The sequence below is a fragment of the Aureimonas mangrovi genome (assembly GCF_014058705.1).
Lineage (GTDB): Bacteria > Pseudomonadota > Alphaproteobacteria > Rhizobiales > Rhizobiaceae > Aureimonas > Aureimonas mangrovi.
In genome coordinates this window covers 170,036-188,228 of record NZ_CP059692.1, presented here as the reverse complement: position 1 = coordinate 188,228, position 18,193 = coordinate 170,036, and the positions used below count along the sequence as shown (strand labels likewise).

Sequence of the window (18,193 nt, the reverse complement as noted above, 5' to 3'; positions counted from 1 at the left end):
ACCTTCTTCGCCATGGCGGGAGGCGCCGCCGTTCTGGCGAAGGCCCTCATCATGCCCTGACGGGCCCAGCGCCCGAATGTTACTCAGGCCAGGACGTCGATCTTCACCGCGCCGACGCCGGCGTTCGTAATACCGATCTGGCTGGCTGCCGCGCGCGAAAGATCGATCACGCGATTGCCGTGAAACGGCCCGCGATCGTTGATCCGAACGGTGACTGACTTGCCCGTGTTGCGGCAGGTCACACGCACCTTGGTGCCGAAGGGCAGCGAGCGATGCGCGGCCGTGAGTTCGTTCATGTCGAAGCGCTCGCCATTGGCGGTCTTGCGGCCCTGAAAGCCGGGGCCGTACCAGGAAGCAGGACCGGAGATGGTCCGCACGATGACGGGGTCGGCCTGCGCGGCGGTAGTGAACGGTGCGTTGAAGGCGCAGGTGATGGCGGCCGTCGCGAGGACGATCTTTGCGGTCAGCTTCATTCGTTGGTGGCATTCGTTGTTGACGATGACCCGCACATCGACGCCCGAGCGGGCGAGAATGGGGAGGCGAGGGGGCGTGAAAGAGGTCATTTAGAGGCGGTGGGAACCTTTCAGTTGCACGATTAACCTCTTGTTAAGACGTGGAAATCGTCCTTGAACGCCTGCAAAGGCGGGGCCTCCGCCTTCTTGGGGCGATGTTGATGCCCCACCCATGAGCGCCGTGCCAGTGTGCCGTGGCGGAAAGGCGTGAACGCCTGTGCGGCAGGGATCCGGGCTGCTTCCGCAGGCGATTTGTGGCCTATCGGCAACAGCGGCCTCGTTAACCTTAAGATCGCGTCGCCTTCGCCCTCTTCACGCCCGACACTCCCCCTAGGACGGCGTCACAGGGGATTTGTCATCGGGGGATGATCCATGCGTAAGGCCGCACTCGGTCTCGTCTCGCTTCTGGCGCTCGGCGCCTGCCAGCAGAGCAAGGACGCGATGCCGCTGTCCTATGCGCCGCCGGTCGATGCCCGCGAGCAGGAATGCCTCGCCCGCGCGATGTATTTCGAAAGCAACCGATCCAGCCAGGAGGGGATGCTGGCCGTCGGTTCCGTCGTGATGAACCGGCTGGAGTCGGGCCAGTATCCCGACAGCGTCTGCGCCGTCGTCGGCCAAAGGAACCAGTTCGCGCCGGGCGTCATGTCCCGCGAGATGGCCAACGGCAAGGATCTGGCGATGGACGTCGCCGCCGACGTGCTGGCCGGCGCGCGCCACCCGGACGTGGAGGAGAACAATGCCATGTTCTTCCACCAGGCCGGGCTGACCTTCGGCTACGGCAATATGAACTACGTGACGATCGCCGGCGGCAACGCCTTCTACGAGAAGGTGAACCGTCGCGAGCACGAAGGGCCGATCGCCTCGCAAAGCGACGTGAGGGGCAACGGCCCGCTCACGCTCATGAGCCTCGTGCCGCACTGATCCTCAGCGTTTCGCCGATCCGCATCAGCCGCGCCCGGCCCGCGTCGAGCCCTTGCCGAAATGCTTCCTGCAGGAAGGCGGGGCCGGGTTCGAAAGGGTCTTCCGAGCCCAGCGGATAAGTCGCCCAGTGAACCGGGACGGCGATCTTCGCCCTGAGGTCGCGCAGGGCCGCGATCGATTGCTCCGGCGTGAAGTGATAGGCGTTAGCCACCGGCAGCGGCGCGTAGCCGCCGAGATTCATCACGGCGAGATCGAACGGCCCGAACCGCTCGCCGATCCGCGCATAATGCGTGTGGTAGCCGCTGTCTCCCGTCAGATAGACGCGCGAGCCCGACGCGCCGGCCCCGAACAGCGCGAAGGAGGCCCAGAGCGTATCGTCCTTGCGAAAGGCGGTCCGCCCCGATTCGTGCGAGGCCGGCAGCGTGACGAGCCTCAGCCCCGCGACCTCCCGCTCCTGCCACCAGTCCGTCTCGACGATCCTGGAAAAGCCCATCGAGGCAAGCCTGGCGCCCACGCCGAGCGGCACGACGACCTCGATCCTGTCCTTGCCGGGCATGGCGTCGAGGCTCGCGCGGTCGAGATGGTCGTAATGGTCGTGCGTCACGAGGATCGCGTCGATCGGCGGCAGGTCCGCGATCGGCACGGGCGGCGGCACGATGCGCTTCGGCCCGAAGGGCGGCAGCGGCGTGACGTAGGTGGACCACACCGGATCGACGAGGACGCGCTTGCCGTCGATCTCGAGAAGCACCGTCGCATGGCCGAGCCAGGTCGCGCGGTCCTGCGCGGCGGGACGGCGCAGTTCGGCGAGCGTCTCGGCGGGGTCGGCGAGATATTGCAGGGGCACCGGGCCGCGATAGCGCGCGGTCGCCAGCCTCACGCCGTCGATCGCGGCGAGGGCGGGGCCGGCTTCCGGCTTCGGCGCGCCGGGCTCGTTGCAGAAGCCACCGATGCCGTGATGGGCGGGGCGACCCTCGAAGGGCCCGCAGACCGGCGTGGCGCAGGCGCCCAGAAGCGCGAGGGCGAAGCCGGCGAAAGCGATCCGCGCCACCTTGCCCAAAAGTCGCCCGCCCGAATCCATCACCGTCCCGCATCGCCCGGCGCCCGCCGGCCGCCCCTTCGCGCCAGCGTTTAGGAAGCGATCCGACCACAGTGCAAGTGTCATGAGGGCGCCCCCACGCAAGCTTTCGCGAGGGGGCGCTGGATTTGCTCCCTCCGCCCTCTACGATTCCTTCTCCGAGGCCGGAGCCTTTCCAGACGTGACACCCGTGGCGGACAGCGCATCGCAGGAGGCGGCCGGCAGGCCCCGGCCCGCCAGCCGGATCAAGCGCATCCTGCCGCTCGTCTTCGGCCTCGCGCTCACCGTCATCGCCTTCGTGGCACTCGACATCGTGGTCACGCACGTCTCCTATGACGAGGTGCGCGACGCGGTGGCCGCGATGCCGCCGGGCGCGATCCTTGCCTGCCTCCTCTTCACGGCACTGTCCTTCCTGGCGATGTCGACCTACGACGTCATCGCGACGCGTACCGTGGTGCCAGGCAAGGTGAAGCCCTCCACCGCCGCACTGGTGGGCGCCGCCGGTTACGCGGTCTCCAACGCGCTGGGCTTTCCGCTTCTGACCGGCGGCGCCCTGCGCTACCGTCTCTACCGTGCGGCCGACCTCGATCCGGCCTCGATCGGGAAGATCGTCGGCACCTCCTTTTTCGCGCTGTGGTTCGCCTTCGCCGTCCTCGTCGGGCTCACGCTCATCGCCGATCCGCGGGCCGTACCCTTCTTCGACCGGATCGACCCGGCGATCGACATCGCCATCGGGATCGTCCTGATCGCGGCGGTCGGCGGCCTTCTCGTCTGGCTCGGCCGCGCGCCGCGCCGTCTCGCCTTTCGCGGCTCGGTCATGCCGCTGCCCTCCTCGCGACATGCGCTGGCGCAGATCGTGGCGGGCATCGTCGACCTGACGGCGGCCGCCGCCGCGCTCTACGTGCTGATGCCGCAGGGCAGCGTCTCGTCGTTCTTCATCTTTGCGCTGATCTTCACGCTGGCGACCGTCGCGGGCATGGCCTCGCACGCGCCGGCCGGCCTCGGGGCCTTCGAGGCGACGATCCTGGCCGGCCTCGGCCTCGGCGCCGATCCGAACGCGATCGCCGCGCTCATCGTCTATCGCCTGATCTACACCGCGCTGCCGCTCGTGGTGGCGGTGGTGGTCCTGGCGGGAGCCGAACTCGTGCGCCAGCGCAGCAAGGTGGCGGACGCGGCGCGCGCCGTGCAGCCGATGATCCCGCCGCTCTCGGCCGCGATCACCTTCGCGGGCGGCGTCGTCCTCCTCATCTCGGGCTCGACGCCGACGATCGACACCCGCCTTGCGGTTCTGCGGGACATCCTGCCGCTGCCCTTCGTGGAGGTCTCGCATCTCCTGTCGAGCCTCGTCGGGGTCGTGCTTCTCGTCATCGCGCGCGGGCTCGCGCTGCGCCTGCACCGGGCCTTCGTTCTGGCTCTGTGCCTGCTTCTGTCGGGCGCGGTCTTCGCGCTCGCCAAGGGCCTCGACTGGGAGGAGGCGCTGACGCTCGCCTTCGTGGCACTGGCGCTCACGATCTTCCGCCATGCCTTCTACCGCCGCACGCAGGAGGGCCCCTTCGCGCTGAGCTGGCGCTGGCTGGCGGGCATCGCGGCTGTGGTCGTCGCCTTTGTCTGGCTCGGCTTCTTCTCCTATTCGGACGTCGCCTATTCCAACGCGCTGTGGTGGGAGTTCGCCGTGGAAGACGACGCGCCGCGCTTCCTGCGGGCCGGTGTCCTCGTCGTCGCCGTGGTCGTCGTCGCCGCCGTCTATCTCTGGGTGAACGGGCGTCCGCGCGCCGCGCCTGCGAGCGAGATCCCGCCCGAGGTGCTGCCGCTGGTGGAAGCCTCCAGCGAGACGGCCGCGTGGCTCGCGCTCCTGGGCGACAAGGCCTTCATGCTCTCGCCGGAGCGAGACGCCTTCCTGATGTATGCGCGCTCGGGCGGCAGCCTCGTCGCGCTCGGCGAGCCGGTGGGCGCGCCGGCCGCGGCCGAGGAACTCGCCTGGGCCTTCCGCGCCAGCGCCGACCGGCAGGCCCTGCGCCCGGTCTTCTACGAGGTCGGCGCCGCGCGCCTGCCGCTCTTCCTCGACATGGGGCTGACGGCGCTCAAGCTCGGCGAGGTGGCGCGGGTGGACCTTGCGACCTTCGACCTCAAGGGCTCCAAGCGCCAGTCGCTGCGCAGCGCCGTCAACCGCGCCGAGCGCGAGGGCATGACCTTCCGCATCGTGCCGCGCGATGGAGTGCCGAAGCTGATGCCGACGCTGCGGCGCATCTCCGACGCCTGGCTGGAATCGAAGTCCGGCAGCGAGAAGGGCTTCTCCCTCGGCTATTTCGACGAGCGCTATCTCTCTTATTTCGACGTCGCGGTGCTGGAGGAGCACGGCGAGATCGTCGCCTTCGCCAATCTGTGGCGCTCGGGCGGGAAGAACGAGATGTCGATCGACCTGATGCGGCACCTTCCGAGCGCATCCCATGCGGTGATGGAGACGCTGTTCGTGAAGCTCATCCTGAACGCGCGAGAAGAAGGCTATCGCTGGTTCAACCTCGGCGCGGCGCCGCTTTCGGGCTTGACGGACCGGCCGGGCGCCTCGCGCTGGAACCGCTTCGGCAGCCTTCTCTACCGGCGTGGCGGAGACTTCTACCGCTTCGACGGCCTGCGAGGCTTCAAGCAGAAATTCGGCCCCGTCTGGACGCCGCATTACCTCGTCTGCCCGCCGGGGCTGGACGCGGCCCGCGCGCTGGTCGACGTGACGACCCTCGTCTCGCGCCGCGTGAAGGCGCGCGCATCATGACCCGCCGGCTGCGCCTTCTCATCGCGGGCCTGGCTGCGCTGGCGGTGATCGCGGCCGGCTTTGCGGTCTACCGCGCGACGCGCGGGCCGAGCCTCGAACCCGTCGGCACGGCCTCCTCGCCGCCGCTCGCCAACATCTCGATCCTCTCGCCGGGCGACGACCCGGACGGGCTGGTGATCCTCGTCTCGGACCGGGGCGGCATCGCGCAGGCCGACCGCGACCTCGCAGCCCGGCTCCTCGACGAGAATCTCGTCGTGCTCCCCGTTGATCTCGAGGCATGGCGCGGCGCGCTGAACACGCAGAGCGGCACCTGCGTCTATCTCGGCTCGGCGATCGAGGGGTTGGCGAAGGACGCCCAGCGCGCGCTCGACCTCGACAGTTATTTCCACCCGGTCGTCGCAGGGCGCGGCGAAGGCGGGGCGCTGGCGCTCGCGGCGGTGGCCGACGCGCCCGCCGCGACGATGGCGGGCGGCGTTTCGCTCGGCGCCGCGCCGTTTCTCTCCACCACGCTGCCGGTCTGCGCCGGGGCGACGCCGACGCCCGCGCCTCAGGGGGAGGGGGGCTTCTCCTACGACGCCTCGGACGGCCTGCCCGAGCCCTTCTTGGCGGTGACGCCGGGGGCGGGCGGCGGGGATCTGCCGCCCGTCGCGCCGGGCCCGCAATATGCGGTGCAGGAAACCGGCGCGCCGGCCGGCGAAGAGGCCGATCAGCGGTTCGCCGAGGCGGTCGCGGCGATCGCGCGGGCCGACGCCAGCGCGCTGCCCGTCGTCGACCTGCCGCCGGACGGGCCGCCCATCGCCGTCGCCGTGTTCTTCTCGGGCGACGGAGGCTGGCGGGACCTCGACAAGATTTCCGGCGAATGGCTTCAGGCGCACGGGGTGCATGTCATCGGCGTCGATTCGCTGCGCTACTTCTGGTCGGAGAAGACGCCGGAGGCGATGGCGGCCGACATCGCGCAGATAGTGCAGGGCGCCGCCCCGCCGCAGGGCATGCCTGTCGCGCTTCTCGGCTATTCCTTCGGCGCGGACACGCTGCCCTTCGCCTTTGCGCATCTGCCAGGTGATCTTCAGGACCGCGTCTCGCTGATCGGGCTTCTCGCGCCGGGCACGGCGACGGGCTTCGAGATTTCCGTCGGCGGGTGGCTGGGTTTCGCCACCGGTGAGAACGAGGTGGTGCCGGCGATCGAGGCGCTGCCGCCGGCCAAGGTGCTGTGCGTCTACGGGCGCGACGAGGACGGGACGGCCTGCACGAACCCGGCCCTGTCGAGCGTCGCGATCCTCGGGCTCGACGGCGGCCACCATTTCGACGGCGACTATCCGGCGCTTGCCGCGAGGCTTCTGGCCGCCATCACCAACGGTGCCAAGGCGGGCCTCGCCGCGCCGTCCGGGATGTGAGATAATCGGCCTGCGCGTTACCCAGAGCGCCGTGCGTCCGTCCGGACGCACAAAGGTCGCTCTGGCAAGGTCAAGTCACGCATCAGGCTTTCCGAAAACCGAAAGCGGTTTTCGGGCCGATGCTGTGGCGCGTTACTCGGCATATGCTCATGTCCCTCCGCTCCCCCATCCCCCAATCCGCACAGCGCCCCGCTCCAGGTCTGCGCGTCGCGGTGGCGGACGATCTCGACCGCCTCGTCGCGCTCGAGAACGCCGCGTTCGACGCCGATCGCATCTCGCGCCGCTCCTTCCGCGCGCTCCTCGCCTCGAAGAGCGCGGCCATCGTCGTCGCCGAGGGTGAAGCTGGTGACGGCGCGCCTCTCCTCGGCTATGCCGCTATCCTGTTTCGCGCCGGCACGGCACTCGCCCGGCTCTATTCGATCGCGGTCGCGGCCGATGCCTCCGGTCGCGGTGTGGGATCCGCCCTCCTGAAGCGCGCCGAGCTCGAAGCGTTCGAGCGGGACCGGATCGCGTTGCGCCTCGAGGTTCGCGAGGACAACGACGCGGCGATCGGCCTGTACCGCAAGGCGGGCTATCGCCCGATCGGCCGCTACCTCGACTATTACGCCGACCACATGCCCGCTTTGCGTTTCGAAAAGACGCTGCGCGGCGAGCATCCCGTGGAGACGGGCGTTCCCTATTACGAACAGACGACGGACTTCACCTGCGGCTCCTGCTGCCTGATGATGGCGCTGGCGCGCGACGTGCCGGGCACGGTGATGAGCCCGGTGATGGAGATCCGGCTGTGGCGCGAGGCGACCACGATCTTCATGATGTCCGGCCCCGGCGGCTGCGAGCCCTATGGGCTGGCGGTCGCGGCGCACGAGGCCGGGCTCGGCGCCGAGATCCACGTCTCGGAGCCGGGCGATCTCTTCCTCGAGGGTGTGAGATCCGAGGAGAAGCGTCATGTCATGGCGTTGGCGCAGGAGGACTTCCGCACCCGCGCGGAAGCCTACGGGATCGAGGCGCGCATCCGCCCCTTCACGATCGCCGACATCGCCGATGTTGTCCATGAGGGAGGCACGGCGATCGTCCTCGTCTCGGGCTACCAGATGTTCGGCAAGAAGGTACCGCACTGGATTCTCGTCCACGGAGACGACGGGCGACACCTGATCGTCCACGATCCCTGGGTGGAGGACGAGCGTGGTGAAACCATCGCCGACGCTGCCTCGTTGCCCATTCCCTATTCCGCCTTCGACCGCATCGCGCGTTTCGGCAAGATCGGCCTTCGCGCCGCCGTCTTCCTGAAGAAGCGTGCGGCCTGATCGTTTTCCCGAGAGAGCCCGATGTCCCAATGGGTCGTCCTGGTCGGCCGCAGCGCCGACATCGACAACGCCGCCACGCCGCACAAGATCATGACGAGCCGGGACTATCTCGCCCGCCCGAACCTGTTCGGCGGCCAGCGGCCCAAGGTCATCAATCTCTCGCGTTCCTACGCCTACCAGAGTCGGGGCTACTACGCCTCGCTGCTCGCCGGCGCGCGCGGGCACCGCGTCATCCCCTCGGTCGAGACGATGATCGACCTCTCGGAGAAGAAGCTCTACGAGAATTCGCTCCCCGAACTGGAATCGGCGCTCTCCAAGGTCTTCCGCGAGGAAGCCGAGATGCCGGACGGCCCGTTGCGGGTGTATTTCGGCTATGCCGAGGACCATCGCCTCGACCGTTTCGCCAAGCTCCTGTTCGACTGGTTCCGCGCGCCTGCACTGGAGGTCTTCCTCGAATGGAAGGAGCGCTTGCGGATCCGCAGGATCGGCTTCGCCTCGCTGGGCAAGCTCGACGAGGCCGAGACCGGGCGCCTCATGGCGGCCATGGAGCGCTACACCGCCCGCGAATGGCGCGACGCGCGCGCCAAGAGCCCTTCGAAATACGCCTTCGCCACGCTCTACGATCCGCGCGAGGAATTGCCGCCGACCTCCGTCGACAGCCTGAAGCACTGGGCCAAGATCGCCTCGCGCATGAGCGTCGACGTCGAGCCGATCACCCGCAAGGATCTGCCGCGCCTCGCCAATTTCGACGCGCTCTTCATCCGCGAGACGACTTCGATCAACAACCACACCTATCGCTTCGCCCGGCGCGCCGTGCAGGAGGGCATGCCCGTCATCGACGATCCGGTCTCGATGATCCGCTGCACCAACAAGGTGTTCCTGAACGAGCTGATGCTCGGCAACGGCGTGTGCGTGCCGCCCTCGGTGATGATCGGCGGCAAGGAGGACCTCGTTCGCGCCGCCGACACGCTCGGCTTTCCGATGGTCCTGAAGATCCCCGACGGCTCTTTCTCGCGCGGGGTGAAGAAGCTCTCCGACATGAAGGCGCTGGAGGCCTTGGCGCACGGCTGGCTGGAGGATTCGGATCTTCTCATCGCGCAGAAGTTCATGCCCACCGCCTTCGACTGGCGCATCGGCGTTCTCGGCGGCCAGCCGCTCTTCGCGGTGAAATATCTGATGGCCAAGGAGCACTGGCAGATCATCAACCACGACGCGGGCGGGCGGCCGATGGAGGGGGGCTTCGAGGCCGTGGCGCTCGCCGACGCGCCGCCGCAGGTGCTGGACGCGGGGCTGCGCGCCGCGCGTTGCATCGGCGACGGGCTCTACGGCGTCGACCTGAAGGAGACCGATGGCGGCGTCTTCCTGATCGAGGTGAACGACAACCCGAACCTGGAGCACGGCGTCGAGGACGCGGCCGAGAAGGACGAGGTCTGGACGCGCCTGACGCGCTGGTTCATCGACCGGATCGAGGGGTGATCGCGGCCAGTCCCTCGCGATAGGTCGGGTAACGCAGCGCGTAGCCCGTGGCCTTCAGCGCGGCGTTGGAGACGCGCTTGTTCTCGCTCCAGAAGGAGCGCGCCATCGGGCTCATCGCCACCGGATCGAAGGGCTCGTCCGGCGGGACGGGCAGTCCGGCGAGGCGCGCGGCATGCTCGATCACGTCCTGCGGCGGCGCGGGCTCGTCGTCCGTGACGTTGAACGCCCCGCCGATGCGCCGGACCGCGAGATGAGCGATGGCGCCGGCGATGTCGTCGACATGGACGCGGTTGAAGACCTGACCGGGCTTCACCGTGCGCCGCGCCTTGCCGCTCTCCAGCTTGTCGAAGGCCGAGCGGCCCGGCCCGTAGATGCCGGGCAGGCGCAGGATGGCGAGCGGCACGCCCGCCTCGCGCGCGGCCTCGCCCCAGGCTTCCTCGGCGGCAATGCGCTCTCGCGAGCGCTCCGACTGGCCGGACAAGGGCGCGCTCTCGTCGATCCACGCCCCGTCATGGTCGCCATAAACGCCGACCGTGGAGAGATAGCCGATCCATTCGAGGCGGGGCATGCCGTGGACGATCTCGTCGCGATACCAGCGCAGAACCGGGTCGCCGGGCGCAGCGCCAGCGCCGCCGGCCCGCGACACGCCCTCGGGCGCCGCATGGCCGGGCGGCACTGAGATAACAAGATGCGTTGCCTTCGGCAGCGCGCCATCGATGCCGTCGCCGGGGCGCTCTCCGTCGAAGACGAAGGGCTTCCAGCCATGCGCGGCGAAATCCGACGCCTTTTCCTCGCCGCGTGTCGTCACGCCGACAATGCTCCCGGCGGGCTGCGCGCGCGCGAAGGCGCCGGCGGAATAGCCGCCGCCGAAGATGAAGAAGGCGGCCGGCCGGTCGTTGGCCGGGACCGGCGGCTTCATTCGCCGCCGAAAAGCGCACGGCGGCGCGCGCGAAGCGCCGCGAGCCGGGGCGTGTCGAAGGAATCGACCTCGAGTTGCCCGATATGCAGGCGGCGGATCGACGCGTCTCCGATCGCCAGACGCCCGACCGACAGGCGGCCAATCGCGAAGGCGCCGATCGCGACCGCCCCGAAGGCGAGCGCTCCGACAGCCACGGCGCCGAGCCCGCGCGTCTCGCGCAGCGCATCCGGCAGGGCGACGCCGCCCGCCGCCAGCGAGGTCTGCGCCTTTTCGATATCGCCGTGGGACACATGGCGGAACGCCTCCGCCACCGCCGCGCCCTTCTCCTGCGCGGTCTCCTTCACGGCTTCAGCCTTCTGTTTCCAGAGCATGCCACTCGCTCCTCACGATTTCGTCCTCCTCGCTATGGAGGGCGCTGGCGCGCCTTTCCAAGGCCGAGGCGGGCGAAAGGCGCGCCAGCGCCCAGACCGCCATCGCGCGCACCAGCGGCGCCTCGTCGACAAGCAGCGCCTCGACGGCGGGGACGAGACGCGCCGCGCCGCTGTTGCCGGCCGCGATCAGGCAGTTGGAGACGAACTTGTCGCGCCCGGCGCGCTTGACCGGCGAGCCCGAGAAGAGCGCGCGGAAGGCGGCGTCGTCGAGCGCGAGTAGCTCTTCGAGCGGCGGTGCCATCAGGTCTTCGCGTGCGCGCAGCTTGGCCTCGCGGGCCTCGGCGGCGAACTTGTTCCAGGGGCAGACGGCAAGGCAATCGTCGCAGCCATAGATGCGGTTGCCCATGGCCGGGCGCATCGTCCGCGGGACGACGGCCTTGGTCTCGATGGTGAGGTAGGAGATGCAACGCCGCGCATCGAGCTTGTAGGGGGCCGGAAAGGCGTTGGTTGGGCAGGCGTCCTGGCAGGCGCGGCAGGAGCCGCACGCGTCGCGGCCGGGGACATCTGGCGACAATTCCAGCGTCGTCAGGATCGAGCCGAGGAAGAGCCACGAGCCGTAGTCGCGGCTGACGAGGTTGGTGTGCTTCCCCTGCCAGCCGAGACCGGCGGCCTGCCCCATCGGCTTTTCCATCAGCGGCGCGGTGTCGACGAAGACCCTGGCGTCGTGCTCGCCGAGGCCCGACTGACGCGCCCGCGCGATCAGCCGGCCGGCAAGCTCCTTCAGCTTGCCCTTGACGACGTCATGATAGTCGCGGTGCCGGGCGTAGACGGAGATGTTGCCGATCTGCGGCCGTGCGAGATTGGCGAGCGCGTCGCCGGAGGGGCCGTAATTGAGGCCGAGCGCGATGACGGTCCGCGCGTCCGACCACAGCGCCGGGACAGAGCGCCGGCGCTCGGCCGTCTCGGGCATCCAGCCCATCGTCCCGTGGTGGCCGGCGGCGATGAAGTCGTCGAGCCCGCTCGCCGCCGCCGCATTCTCGGCCGCCAGCGCGACGCCCACGGCCGAGAAGCCGAGACGGCGCGCGTCGTCGTCGAGGAAGCGTCGAAGGCTCTGGCTCATCGCCCGTCAGATAGACGGCGCACCGTGCTTGGGCAATGAAAGCCTCTCAGACTGATACGGAACCAGCCTGAAAGGCTCTAAAAGTCGAGTTCGGCGTAGTGCCCGGCCGGCGAGACGCCGCGAATGCGCTCGGCCAGAAGCGGGCGGAAGGACGGGCGCGACTTCAGACGCATGTACCAGTCCTTCGCGCCCGGCTCCTCCTCCCAGGCGACCTCGCCCAGATAGTCGAGCACCGAGAAGCTCGCGGCGCCCGCGAGATCGGCATAGGACAGACGCGGCCCCGACAGCCAGTTGCGGCTTTCGGCCAGCCAGCCGAGATAGCGCATGTGGTTCTTGAGGTTGGTGCGCGCCGCACGGATGGCGGACGAATCGGGAGCCCCGCCGCCGTGATCGGCGTGCATCTCCCGCTTGAAGACACGCTCGCGCACGAGATAGCGCGTGACCTCCGCGTCCATCTTGCCGAGGAACCATTCGACCAGGCGCCGGATCTCGGCGCGCTCGGCCGGCTTGTCGGCGAAGAGCCGGCGCTCGCGCTGGAAGGCGCCGCGCGTCTCGTCGAGATACTCGCCGGCCACGATGCCGCCCACGACCGGGGGGCCGTTGTCCTCGACGAGGATCGGCACCGTGGCGGCCGGGTTCAGCGCCAGAAGCTCACGCCGCCGCTCCCAGGGACGCTCCTCGATCAGTTCGACGCGCTCGCCATATTCGCCGAGCACCAGCCGCACGAAGCGCGAGGAAGCCGACATCGGATGGTGGTGAAGCCTCAGCATGAAGGGACGCGGCGCCTTTCCCGTATGAATTGCGCGCACCCGGCGATGCGGGGCCGCCCGGGCGCGTCTCTCGGAGATAGCCGAACAGCCGTCTTTCGCAAGCCCCGGCCTCGTCCACGGGCGGCGATGCACGAGGGCGACACCGCGAAAGAGATTGGCGGCCGCGATCTCCGCTGGACGTGCGCTTGCCTTCATTCTCCCGCAAGGCAACACGCATATTGCGGGAGCGAAAGGAGAGTGTGGACGATGCCGGAAATCTTTTCAGCGACGCTGCTCGGGGTGATCGAGGGGCTGACCGAATTCATACCGGTCTCCTCGACCGCCCATCTCATCCTGGTGGGGCGCGCGATCGGCTTCGAATCCACCGGAAACAGCTTCGAGGTGCTGATCCAGCTCGGCGCGGTGATCGCCGTCGTCTCGGTCTATTTCGCCAAGCTCTGGCATCTCTTCGTCACGCTGCCATCGAGCGCCGAGAGCCGGCGCTTCGTCCTGTCGATCCTTCTCGCCTTCCTGCCGGCGGCGGTGATCGGGGCGCTGGCGCACGACTTCATCAAGAGCGTCCTGTTCGAATCACCGGCCATCATCTGCATCGCGCTGATCGTCGGCGGCTTCATACTGCTGGCCGTCGACCGCATGGCGATCGAGAAGCGCTACGACGACGCGATGACCTTTCCGCCCGCTCTTTGCCTGAAGATCGGCTTCATCCAGTGCCTGGCGATGATCCCCGGCACCTCGCGCTCGGGCGCGACGATCGCGGGTGCGCTGCTTCTGGGCGCGGAGAAGCGCGCGGCGGCGGAGTTCTCGTTCTTCCTCGCCATGCCGACGATGGCCGGCGCCTTCGCCTACGACCTCTTCAGGAACCGCGACATCCTCTCGGCCAACGACGCGGTGATCATCGCCGTCGGCTTCGTCGCGGCGCTCGTCTCGGGCATCTTCGTCGTGCGCTACCTTCTGGACTTCGTGTCCCGGCACGGCTTCGCGCCCTTCGCCTACTGGCGCATCGGCGTCGGCACGATCGGGCTCATCGCGATCATCGCCTTCGGCTGAGAGAGCGCTCGAACCCTTCGGATCGGCGCACCGGCTTCGAAGCCGAAGCGCGCGAGCTCAGGCGCGGGGCGCAATCTCCTCGTCCACGGTCTTGTCGCTCGTCGGCGCACCGCGCGTGAACTGCCCCTGCGGGCGGAAGCGCACGAGATAGGTCGGCAGGATCGCCTCGAGCGAACGCGGCACGATGCCGAGCCCTTCGAAGGAGCGGCCCTCGGAGATCGCCTCCTGCGAGACGACGTTGTCGTGGCGCAGCTGTTCCACCTGGTCGCGCGTCAGCGGCGCGCCGGGCAGGCGGCCCATCAGCCCCGCCATGCGGTCCGCGATCGAGAACGGGATCGGCACGAGCGCGCGCTTGCGGTCGATGACGATGAGCATCTCCTCCATCAGGCGACGGAACGAGAGCACTTCGGGCCCGCCCAGCTCGTAGGCGCGCCCGCCCGCGACCTTGCCGTCCACCGCCTCGCCGACGGCCTGGGCGACGTCGTTGACGAAGACCGGCTGGAACAGGGTGTGGCCGCCGCCGATCAGCGGGAGCGCGGGCGAGAACCGCGCCATGCCGGCGAAGCGGTTGAAGAACTGGTCCTCGGCGCCGAAGACGACGGAGGGGCGCAGGACGACCGCGTCCGGCACCGATTCGAGCGCGGCGCGCTCGCCGAGCGCCTTGGTGCGCGCGTAGCGGCTGGCGGAATTCTCGTCCGCGCCGATCGCCGACATCTGCACGAGGCCGGCGCCCTGCGCGGCCGCCGCGCGCGCGACCGTGGCCGCGCCCTCGGCCTGGATCGCGTTGAAGCGCTGCCGGCCGCTCTCGGCGAGGATGCCGACGAGATTGACGACGTGATCGACGCCATCGACGGCGCGCTCGACCGACCACGGATAGCGCAGATTGGCCTGCACCGCGTGAACCTGGCCCATGCGGCCGGCGATCTGCAGGTGATAGGCAAGGTCCGGCCGGCGGCAGGCGACGCGCACGCGGTGGCCGCGGTCGGTCAGCGCCTGCACCACGTAGCGGCCGAGAAAGCCCGAACCGCCGAAGACCGTGACGAGCTTCCTGTTGTCGATCTTCATGATGGAGCCTTCTCGTGCCTGCCGAGCCCGCGGGCGGTGTTCCGCCGCCGGGGCCTTTGGAACCGTTCGAACCGATCGCACCGATTTAGCGGCTCGATGATGACTCGGAAAGGCGCATGGTGAAGATTGCTGGGTCCCAGCCCAAGGGAATCGTTGACAGGTCGATGACGCCCCCATAAAGGTCGCGCCCGTGCCCAGGTGGCGGAATTGGTAGACGCGCACGGTTCAGGTCCGTGTGCCGCGAGGCGTGAAGGTTCGAGTCCTTTCCTGGGCACCAATTCCCCTGATTGTTCAGGGAAGCCCGATAGTTAAGCCGTGACAGTCGATTGAGGCCGAAAGCCTGTGCTACAAAGGTGGCACACAATGGCCTTTCGACTGGTAGCCTCCGTGAAGCGATCCGGCTCAACCCAAGCCTACTTTCAGCAACGCATCCCGAAGGCTGTCCGCGAGCGTGCGGTTGGCCTGCGGCTGGCCATCCCGGTCGGCTCGGAGGCGGTCACGCTGCAAATTACGGAGGCGATGGAGACCGTCCGTGTCTCGCTCCGAACATCTGACCCCAGCACCGCAAAGGTCCGGTTGGCGGAGGTTGCCGCCTACGTTGAGACCGTCTGGCAATCGCTCCGAGCGGTAGAGCCGGTGTCCCTCACTCATCGCCAATGTGTAGCGCTTGCGGGAGACCTCTTCCGGGCAGGCACTTCGGGAGGCGGGCGAACGCTTGCAGTTGAGTTCCAGCCAGCGACAGGCAAGATGGAGCTAGTGGAGGATACCTTCATTCCGCCCGAGGGCTGGCAGTCGGTTGCCGAGCACCTCGAAGCCATTGCCGACGAAGAGGACTTGGAGCGCCTGGAGCCGGCATTTGGACCGCTGATAGATAGTGTTCTGCGGCGCCGTGGGCTTGGAGCCATCGACGCCGAAAGCCGCGCTATGATCCTTCGGGAGTTCCGCCGAGCCCAGCTAGACGCCATTGCAGTTCGTAGGAGGCAAGCTGCAGGAGACTATTCCCCCGCTGACGAACAGGACCGCTTTCCGAAATGGGAGGTCCCGGAAGCACGAGAAGCTCCGAGCCCTGCCAATCCCGCTCCCGGCGCGAAGCTCTCGCTGGTGGGCCTTGTAGGCTCGTGGTGGGAGGAGGCGAAACCGGCAGGCCGGACGGACAAGACGCGCACCACCTATGAGGCGATCTTCAAGCGCCTCTCTGCTCTCCTCGGGCACGACGACGCGCGGGCGGTGACGGCCGAGGACATCGTCAGCTTTAAGGCTCATCGGCTCGCTAGCGGCGTGAGCACGAAGACGGTGAAGGACAGCGATATTGCCGGCCTCAAGTCCGTCTTCGCGGTCGCGGTCGCCAATCGGGTCCTCCCCACCAACCCCGCCGATGGAATCAAGGTCATCCGAGCGAAGGCCATCAAGACGCGCCCGAAGGGCTTCACCGCAAAGGAAGCCGCCGCGCTCCTCTCCGCCGCGTCCGCACATCGTAGGACCCCGTGGGAAAACGCACAGACGGCGGCGGCGAAGCGTTGGGTGCCGTGGCTATGCGCCTACACCGGAGCCCGCGTAGGCGAGCTTGTCCAGTTGCGCCGTCAAGACGTTCGGAAGGAAGGGGGTCTATGGGTTATCACGATCACCCCCGAGGCCGGCACTGTGAAGGACAAGGAGCTACGGGAGGTGGTGCTTCACGCTCATCTAGTGGAGATGGGCTTCCCGGACTTCGTGACCGGCTCCAAGGCTGGCCATCTGTTCTTCTCCGCGAAGGCTGGCGAAGACACAGAGGGCAAACGCCGGGCCACGAAGAACCGCCTTGCCGTTTTCGCCCGAGAGACTGTGACGGACCCCGGAGTGGCCCCGAACCACGGGTGGCGGCATCTTTTCAAGACGCTGGGCCGCGAGGCCGGCATAGAGGATAGCGTGCTTGATGCGATCTGTGGGCACGCGCCTGGATCAATCGGGGGGAGCTACGGGTCTGTCAGCTTGAAGGCGCAGGCGGCGGCTTTCGAGAGGTTCCCGAGGTTCGACCCCGCGAGTGCAGGCGCGAGACAGGAGGGCGCCCACCCTTCTGCCTGTATCATTGACACACCCTAGTGGTGACACAGCCCGCCGCCTCAATAGTCCCCTTCGCGCTCGTCCGGGAGCCACTCTCCAAGGTGCTGGACCACGCTCTCCAGCCGCCGCCCGAAGTGGATCGCCATGGCCCTCGCAGCAATCTCGGCGTTACCCGTCAGCTTCTTCCCGAAGGTCCGCGCCATGGTGTCGGCGTAGCGCTGGGCGGTGGCCTCGATCCACACCAGCCGATCCTCCTCCGTTTGGTCTCCCCGCTCGGCTTCCCTGTCGAGCCGCATCGCGTGCCACCAAGACCGCGTCTCGAATGCCTCCGGGCCAAGCCGCTTAGCAACCTCCCGCATCCTCGCAACCGTTGCTGTGGAGCTACCCGAAGCCTTCGCGATCTGCGCCTTCGAGCCCACCCCCAAGCAAACATAACGCCACGCTGCGTCCTGCCTTTCGCCCGCCGTCATGGGCAGCTTGGTGACGGAGTTTCGGGCGCACGCCTCCAGGACCGCCTCCCGCAAAGTCCCCTCGAAGCCAACCACAGGCACGGCCGCCAGCTTCCCCGCCAAGCGATGCGCCTCAAGGCGGTGGTGGCCATCGATCACAATCACCCGCCGCCCGGCCCGCAGCACCAGCAACGGGGGAACCTCCGCGCCATCCCGCAGCGCCCGCGCTATGTCCTCCGCATGCTGGTCGTAAAGCTCTCGCACCTGGAACAGTGCCGGCATGGTCTCGATGTCCGCCAAGGGCAGGGCCGGGGGAAGCGGACCGCACGGGCCCGCCTCCTTCTCCATCTCCGCCGCAAGGCCAGCCATCAAGGCAGCGGGTGCGAAGTCTTCCTTGTCCGCCATCACGCCGCCTTCACGCCCGCTCGGGCATTACGCTGCTTCGCGTGCTCCCTCTTCGCCTCCGCCTGCGCGAGGGCATCCACGGCGCAATTCTCGGGGTCATCGGCGTGACCGCGCACCCACTCGAAGGACACCCCCGGCCGAGCATCCGCGAGGGCGTAGAGCCGGACCCAAAGCTCCTTGTTGGCAACGGCTTTCCGGCCGCTGGTGCGCCAGCCCTTCGCCTCCCACGACTTCCGCCATTGGTTCACGCCGAGGACGACATACTGGCTGTCGCATCGAACCTCCCCACATGCGGTCTCGGGGACGGCCTCAAGCACCTTGATGGCCGCCGTCAATTCCATCTGGTTGTTGGTCGCGTAGGGTTCTGATCCTGCCAGCGTCGTGCGCGTGCCGTCTTCCGTGAGGATCGTTGCGGCCCACCCCGAGGGGCCGGGATTGAAGAGCGAGGAGCCATCGGCGTACGCCACGAAGGCATCAACGCTCGGCTTCCCTCCCGCCGCCTGCGTCGAGCCCTCGTCAGGCTGCGCGGCGTCGTTCTCTGTGGTCATGTTTCTCCTG

General features: G+C 68.3%; 15 protein-coding genes, 1 tRNA gene and 1 pseudogene. 8 read left to right on the top strand and 9 right to left on the bottom strand.

What is annotated here, in order from left to right; translation table 11 throughout:
• Positions 1-83 precede the first annotated feature (83 nt).
• Positions 84-473: a septal ring lytic transglycosylase RlpA family protein gene (locus H1343_RS00900; RefSeq protein WP_185984128.1), complete on the bottom strand. Its 390-nt coding sequence runs from the start codon at positions 471-473 to the stop codon at positions 84-86.
• A 480-nt stretch (positions 474-953) separates the two neighbouring features.
• On the opposite strand from H1343_RS00900, the pseudogene H1343_RS00895 reads away from it, so the two are divergent.
• A pseudogene (locus H1343_RS00895) lies at positions 954-1,349 on the top strand (cell wall hydrolase); the annotation flags it as partial.
• Positions 1,350-1,410: 61 nt separating this feature from the next.
• Here the strand turns inward: H1343_RS00895 and H1343_RS00890 are convergent.
• Positions 1,411-2,595: an MBL fold metallo-hydrolase gene (locus tag H1343_RS00890; protein WP_185984126.1), complete on the bottom strand. Its 1,185-nt coding sequence runs from the start codon at positions 2,593-2,595 to the stop codon at positions 1,411-1,413.
• A 103-nt stretch (positions 2,596-2,698) separates the two neighbouring features.
• On the opposite strand from H1343_RS00890, the gene mprF reads away from it, so the two are divergent.
• From mprF to H1343_RS00870, 4 genes are all read left to right on the top strand, one after another.
• A complete protein-coding gene (gene mprF / locus H1343_RS00885) occupies positions 2,699-5,275 on the top strand; it encodes a bifunctional lysylphosphatidylglycerol flippase/synthetase MprF (protein ID WP_246333185.1) in 2,577 nt (858 codons plus the stop codon).
• Positions 5,272-6,669, top strand: coding sequence for a virulence factor family protein (locus H1343_RS00880; protein ID WP_185984124.1), 1,398 nt, complete (start codon positions 5,272-5,274; stop codon positions 6,667-6,669). The genes mprF and H1343_RS00880 overlap by 4 nt, the downstream gene beginning before the upstream one ends.
• A 149-nt stretch (positions 6,670-6,818) precedes the next feature.
• Complete coding sequence (locus H1343_RS00875) at positions 6,819-7,973, top strand: GNAT family N-acetyltransferase/peptidase C39 family protein (protein WP_185984123.1); 1,155 nt, start codon at positions 6,819-6,821, stop codon at positions 7,971-7,973.
• 21 nt (positions 7,974-7,994) lie between these two features.
• Positions 7,995-9,449, top strand: coding sequence for a RimK family protein (locus tag H1343_RS00870; protein WP_185984122.1), 1,455 nt, complete (start codon positions 7,995-7,997; stop codon positions 9,447-9,449).
• Here H1343_RS00870 and H1343_RS00865 read toward each other — a convergent pair.
• The 4 genes from H1343_RS00865 to H1343_RS00850 all read right to left on the bottom strand — a co-directional run bounded on the left by H1343_RS00865 (position 9,427) and on the right by H1343_RS00850 (position 12,629).
• Positions 9,427-10,368 (bottom strand): SDR family oxidoreductase, encoded by a 942-nt coding sequence (locus H1343_RS00865; RefSeq protein ID WP_185984121.1) that lies wholly within the window; start codon positions 10,366-10,368, stop codon positions 9,427-9,429. The two genes, H1343_RS00870 and H1343_RS00865, sit on opposite strands and share 23 nt — an antisense overlap.
• Positions 10,365-10,739, bottom strand: coding sequence for a hypothetical protein (locus H1343_RS00860; protein WP_210270122.1), 375 nt, complete (start codon positions 10,737-10,739; stop codon positions 10,365-10,367). Before H1343_RS00860 ends, H1343_RS00865 begins: the two co-directional genes overlap by 4 nt.
• Positions 10,717-11,859 (bottom strand): tRNA epoxyqueuosine(34) reductase QueG, encoded by a 1,143-nt coding sequence (queG, locus tag H1343_RS00855; RefSeq protein WP_185984120.1) that lies wholly within the window; start codon positions 11,857-11,859, stop codon positions 10,717-10,719. The genes H1343_RS00860 and queG overlap by 23 nt, the downstream gene beginning before the upstream one ends.
• A gap of 77 nt (positions 11,860-11,936) precedes the next feature.
• Positions 11,937-12,629 (bottom strand): glutathione S-transferase family protein, encoded by a 693-nt coding sequence (locus H1343_RS00850; RefSeq protein WP_185984119.1) that lies wholly within the window; start codon positions 12,627-12,629, stop codon positions 11,937-11,939.
• A gap of 246 nt (positions 12,630-12,875) precedes the next feature.
• Between H1343_RS00850 and H1343_RS00845 the strand changes: the two genes are divergently transcribed.
• On the top strand, positions 12,876-13,676 hold the full coding sequence (locus tag H1343_RS00845) for an undecaprenyl-diphosphate phosphatase (RefSeq protein ID WP_185984118.1): 801 nt from the start codon (positions 12,876-12,878) through the stop codon (positions 13,674-13,676).
• Positions 13,677-13,733: 57 nt separating this feature from the next.
• Here the strand turns inward: H1343_RS00845 and H1343_RS00840 are convergent, their stop codons facing one another.
• Complete coding sequence (locus tag H1343_RS00840; RefSeq protein ID WP_185984117.1) at positions 13,734-14,741, bottom strand: complex I NDUFA9 subunit family protein; 1,008 nt, start codon at positions 14,739-14,741, stop codon at positions 13,734-13,736.
• Between the two features lie 192 nt (positions 14,742-14,933).
• On the opposite strand from H1343_RS00840, the gene H1343_RS00835 reads away from it, so the two are divergent.
• Positions 14,934-15,018: transfer RNA gene (locus H1343_RS00835), tRNA-Leu, on the top strand.
• A gap of 86 nt (positions 15,019-15,104) precedes the next feature.
• Entirely contained in the window at positions 15,105-16,820 is a 1,716-nt protein-coding gene (locus H1343_RS00830) for a site-specific integrase (protein ID WP_185984116.1), read from the top strand.
• 20 nt (positions 16,821-16,840) lie between these two features.
• Here H1343_RS00830 and H1343_RS00825 read toward each other — a convergent pair whose 3' ends face one another.
• Positions 16,841-17,635: a ParB/RepB/Spo0J family partition protein gene (locus H1343_RS00825; protein WP_185984115.1), complete on the bottom strand. Its 795-nt coding sequence runs from the start codon at positions 17,633-17,635 to the stop codon at positions 16,841-16,843.
• Positions 17,635-18,183, bottom strand: coding sequence for a ribonuclease H family protein (locus H1343_RS00820; RefSeq protein WP_185984114.1), 549 nt, complete (start codon positions 18,181-18,183; stop codon positions 17,635-17,637). The genes H1343_RS00825 and H1343_RS00820 overlap by 1 nt, the downstream gene beginning before the upstream one ends.
• Positions 18,184-18,193 lie beyond the last annotated feature (10 nt).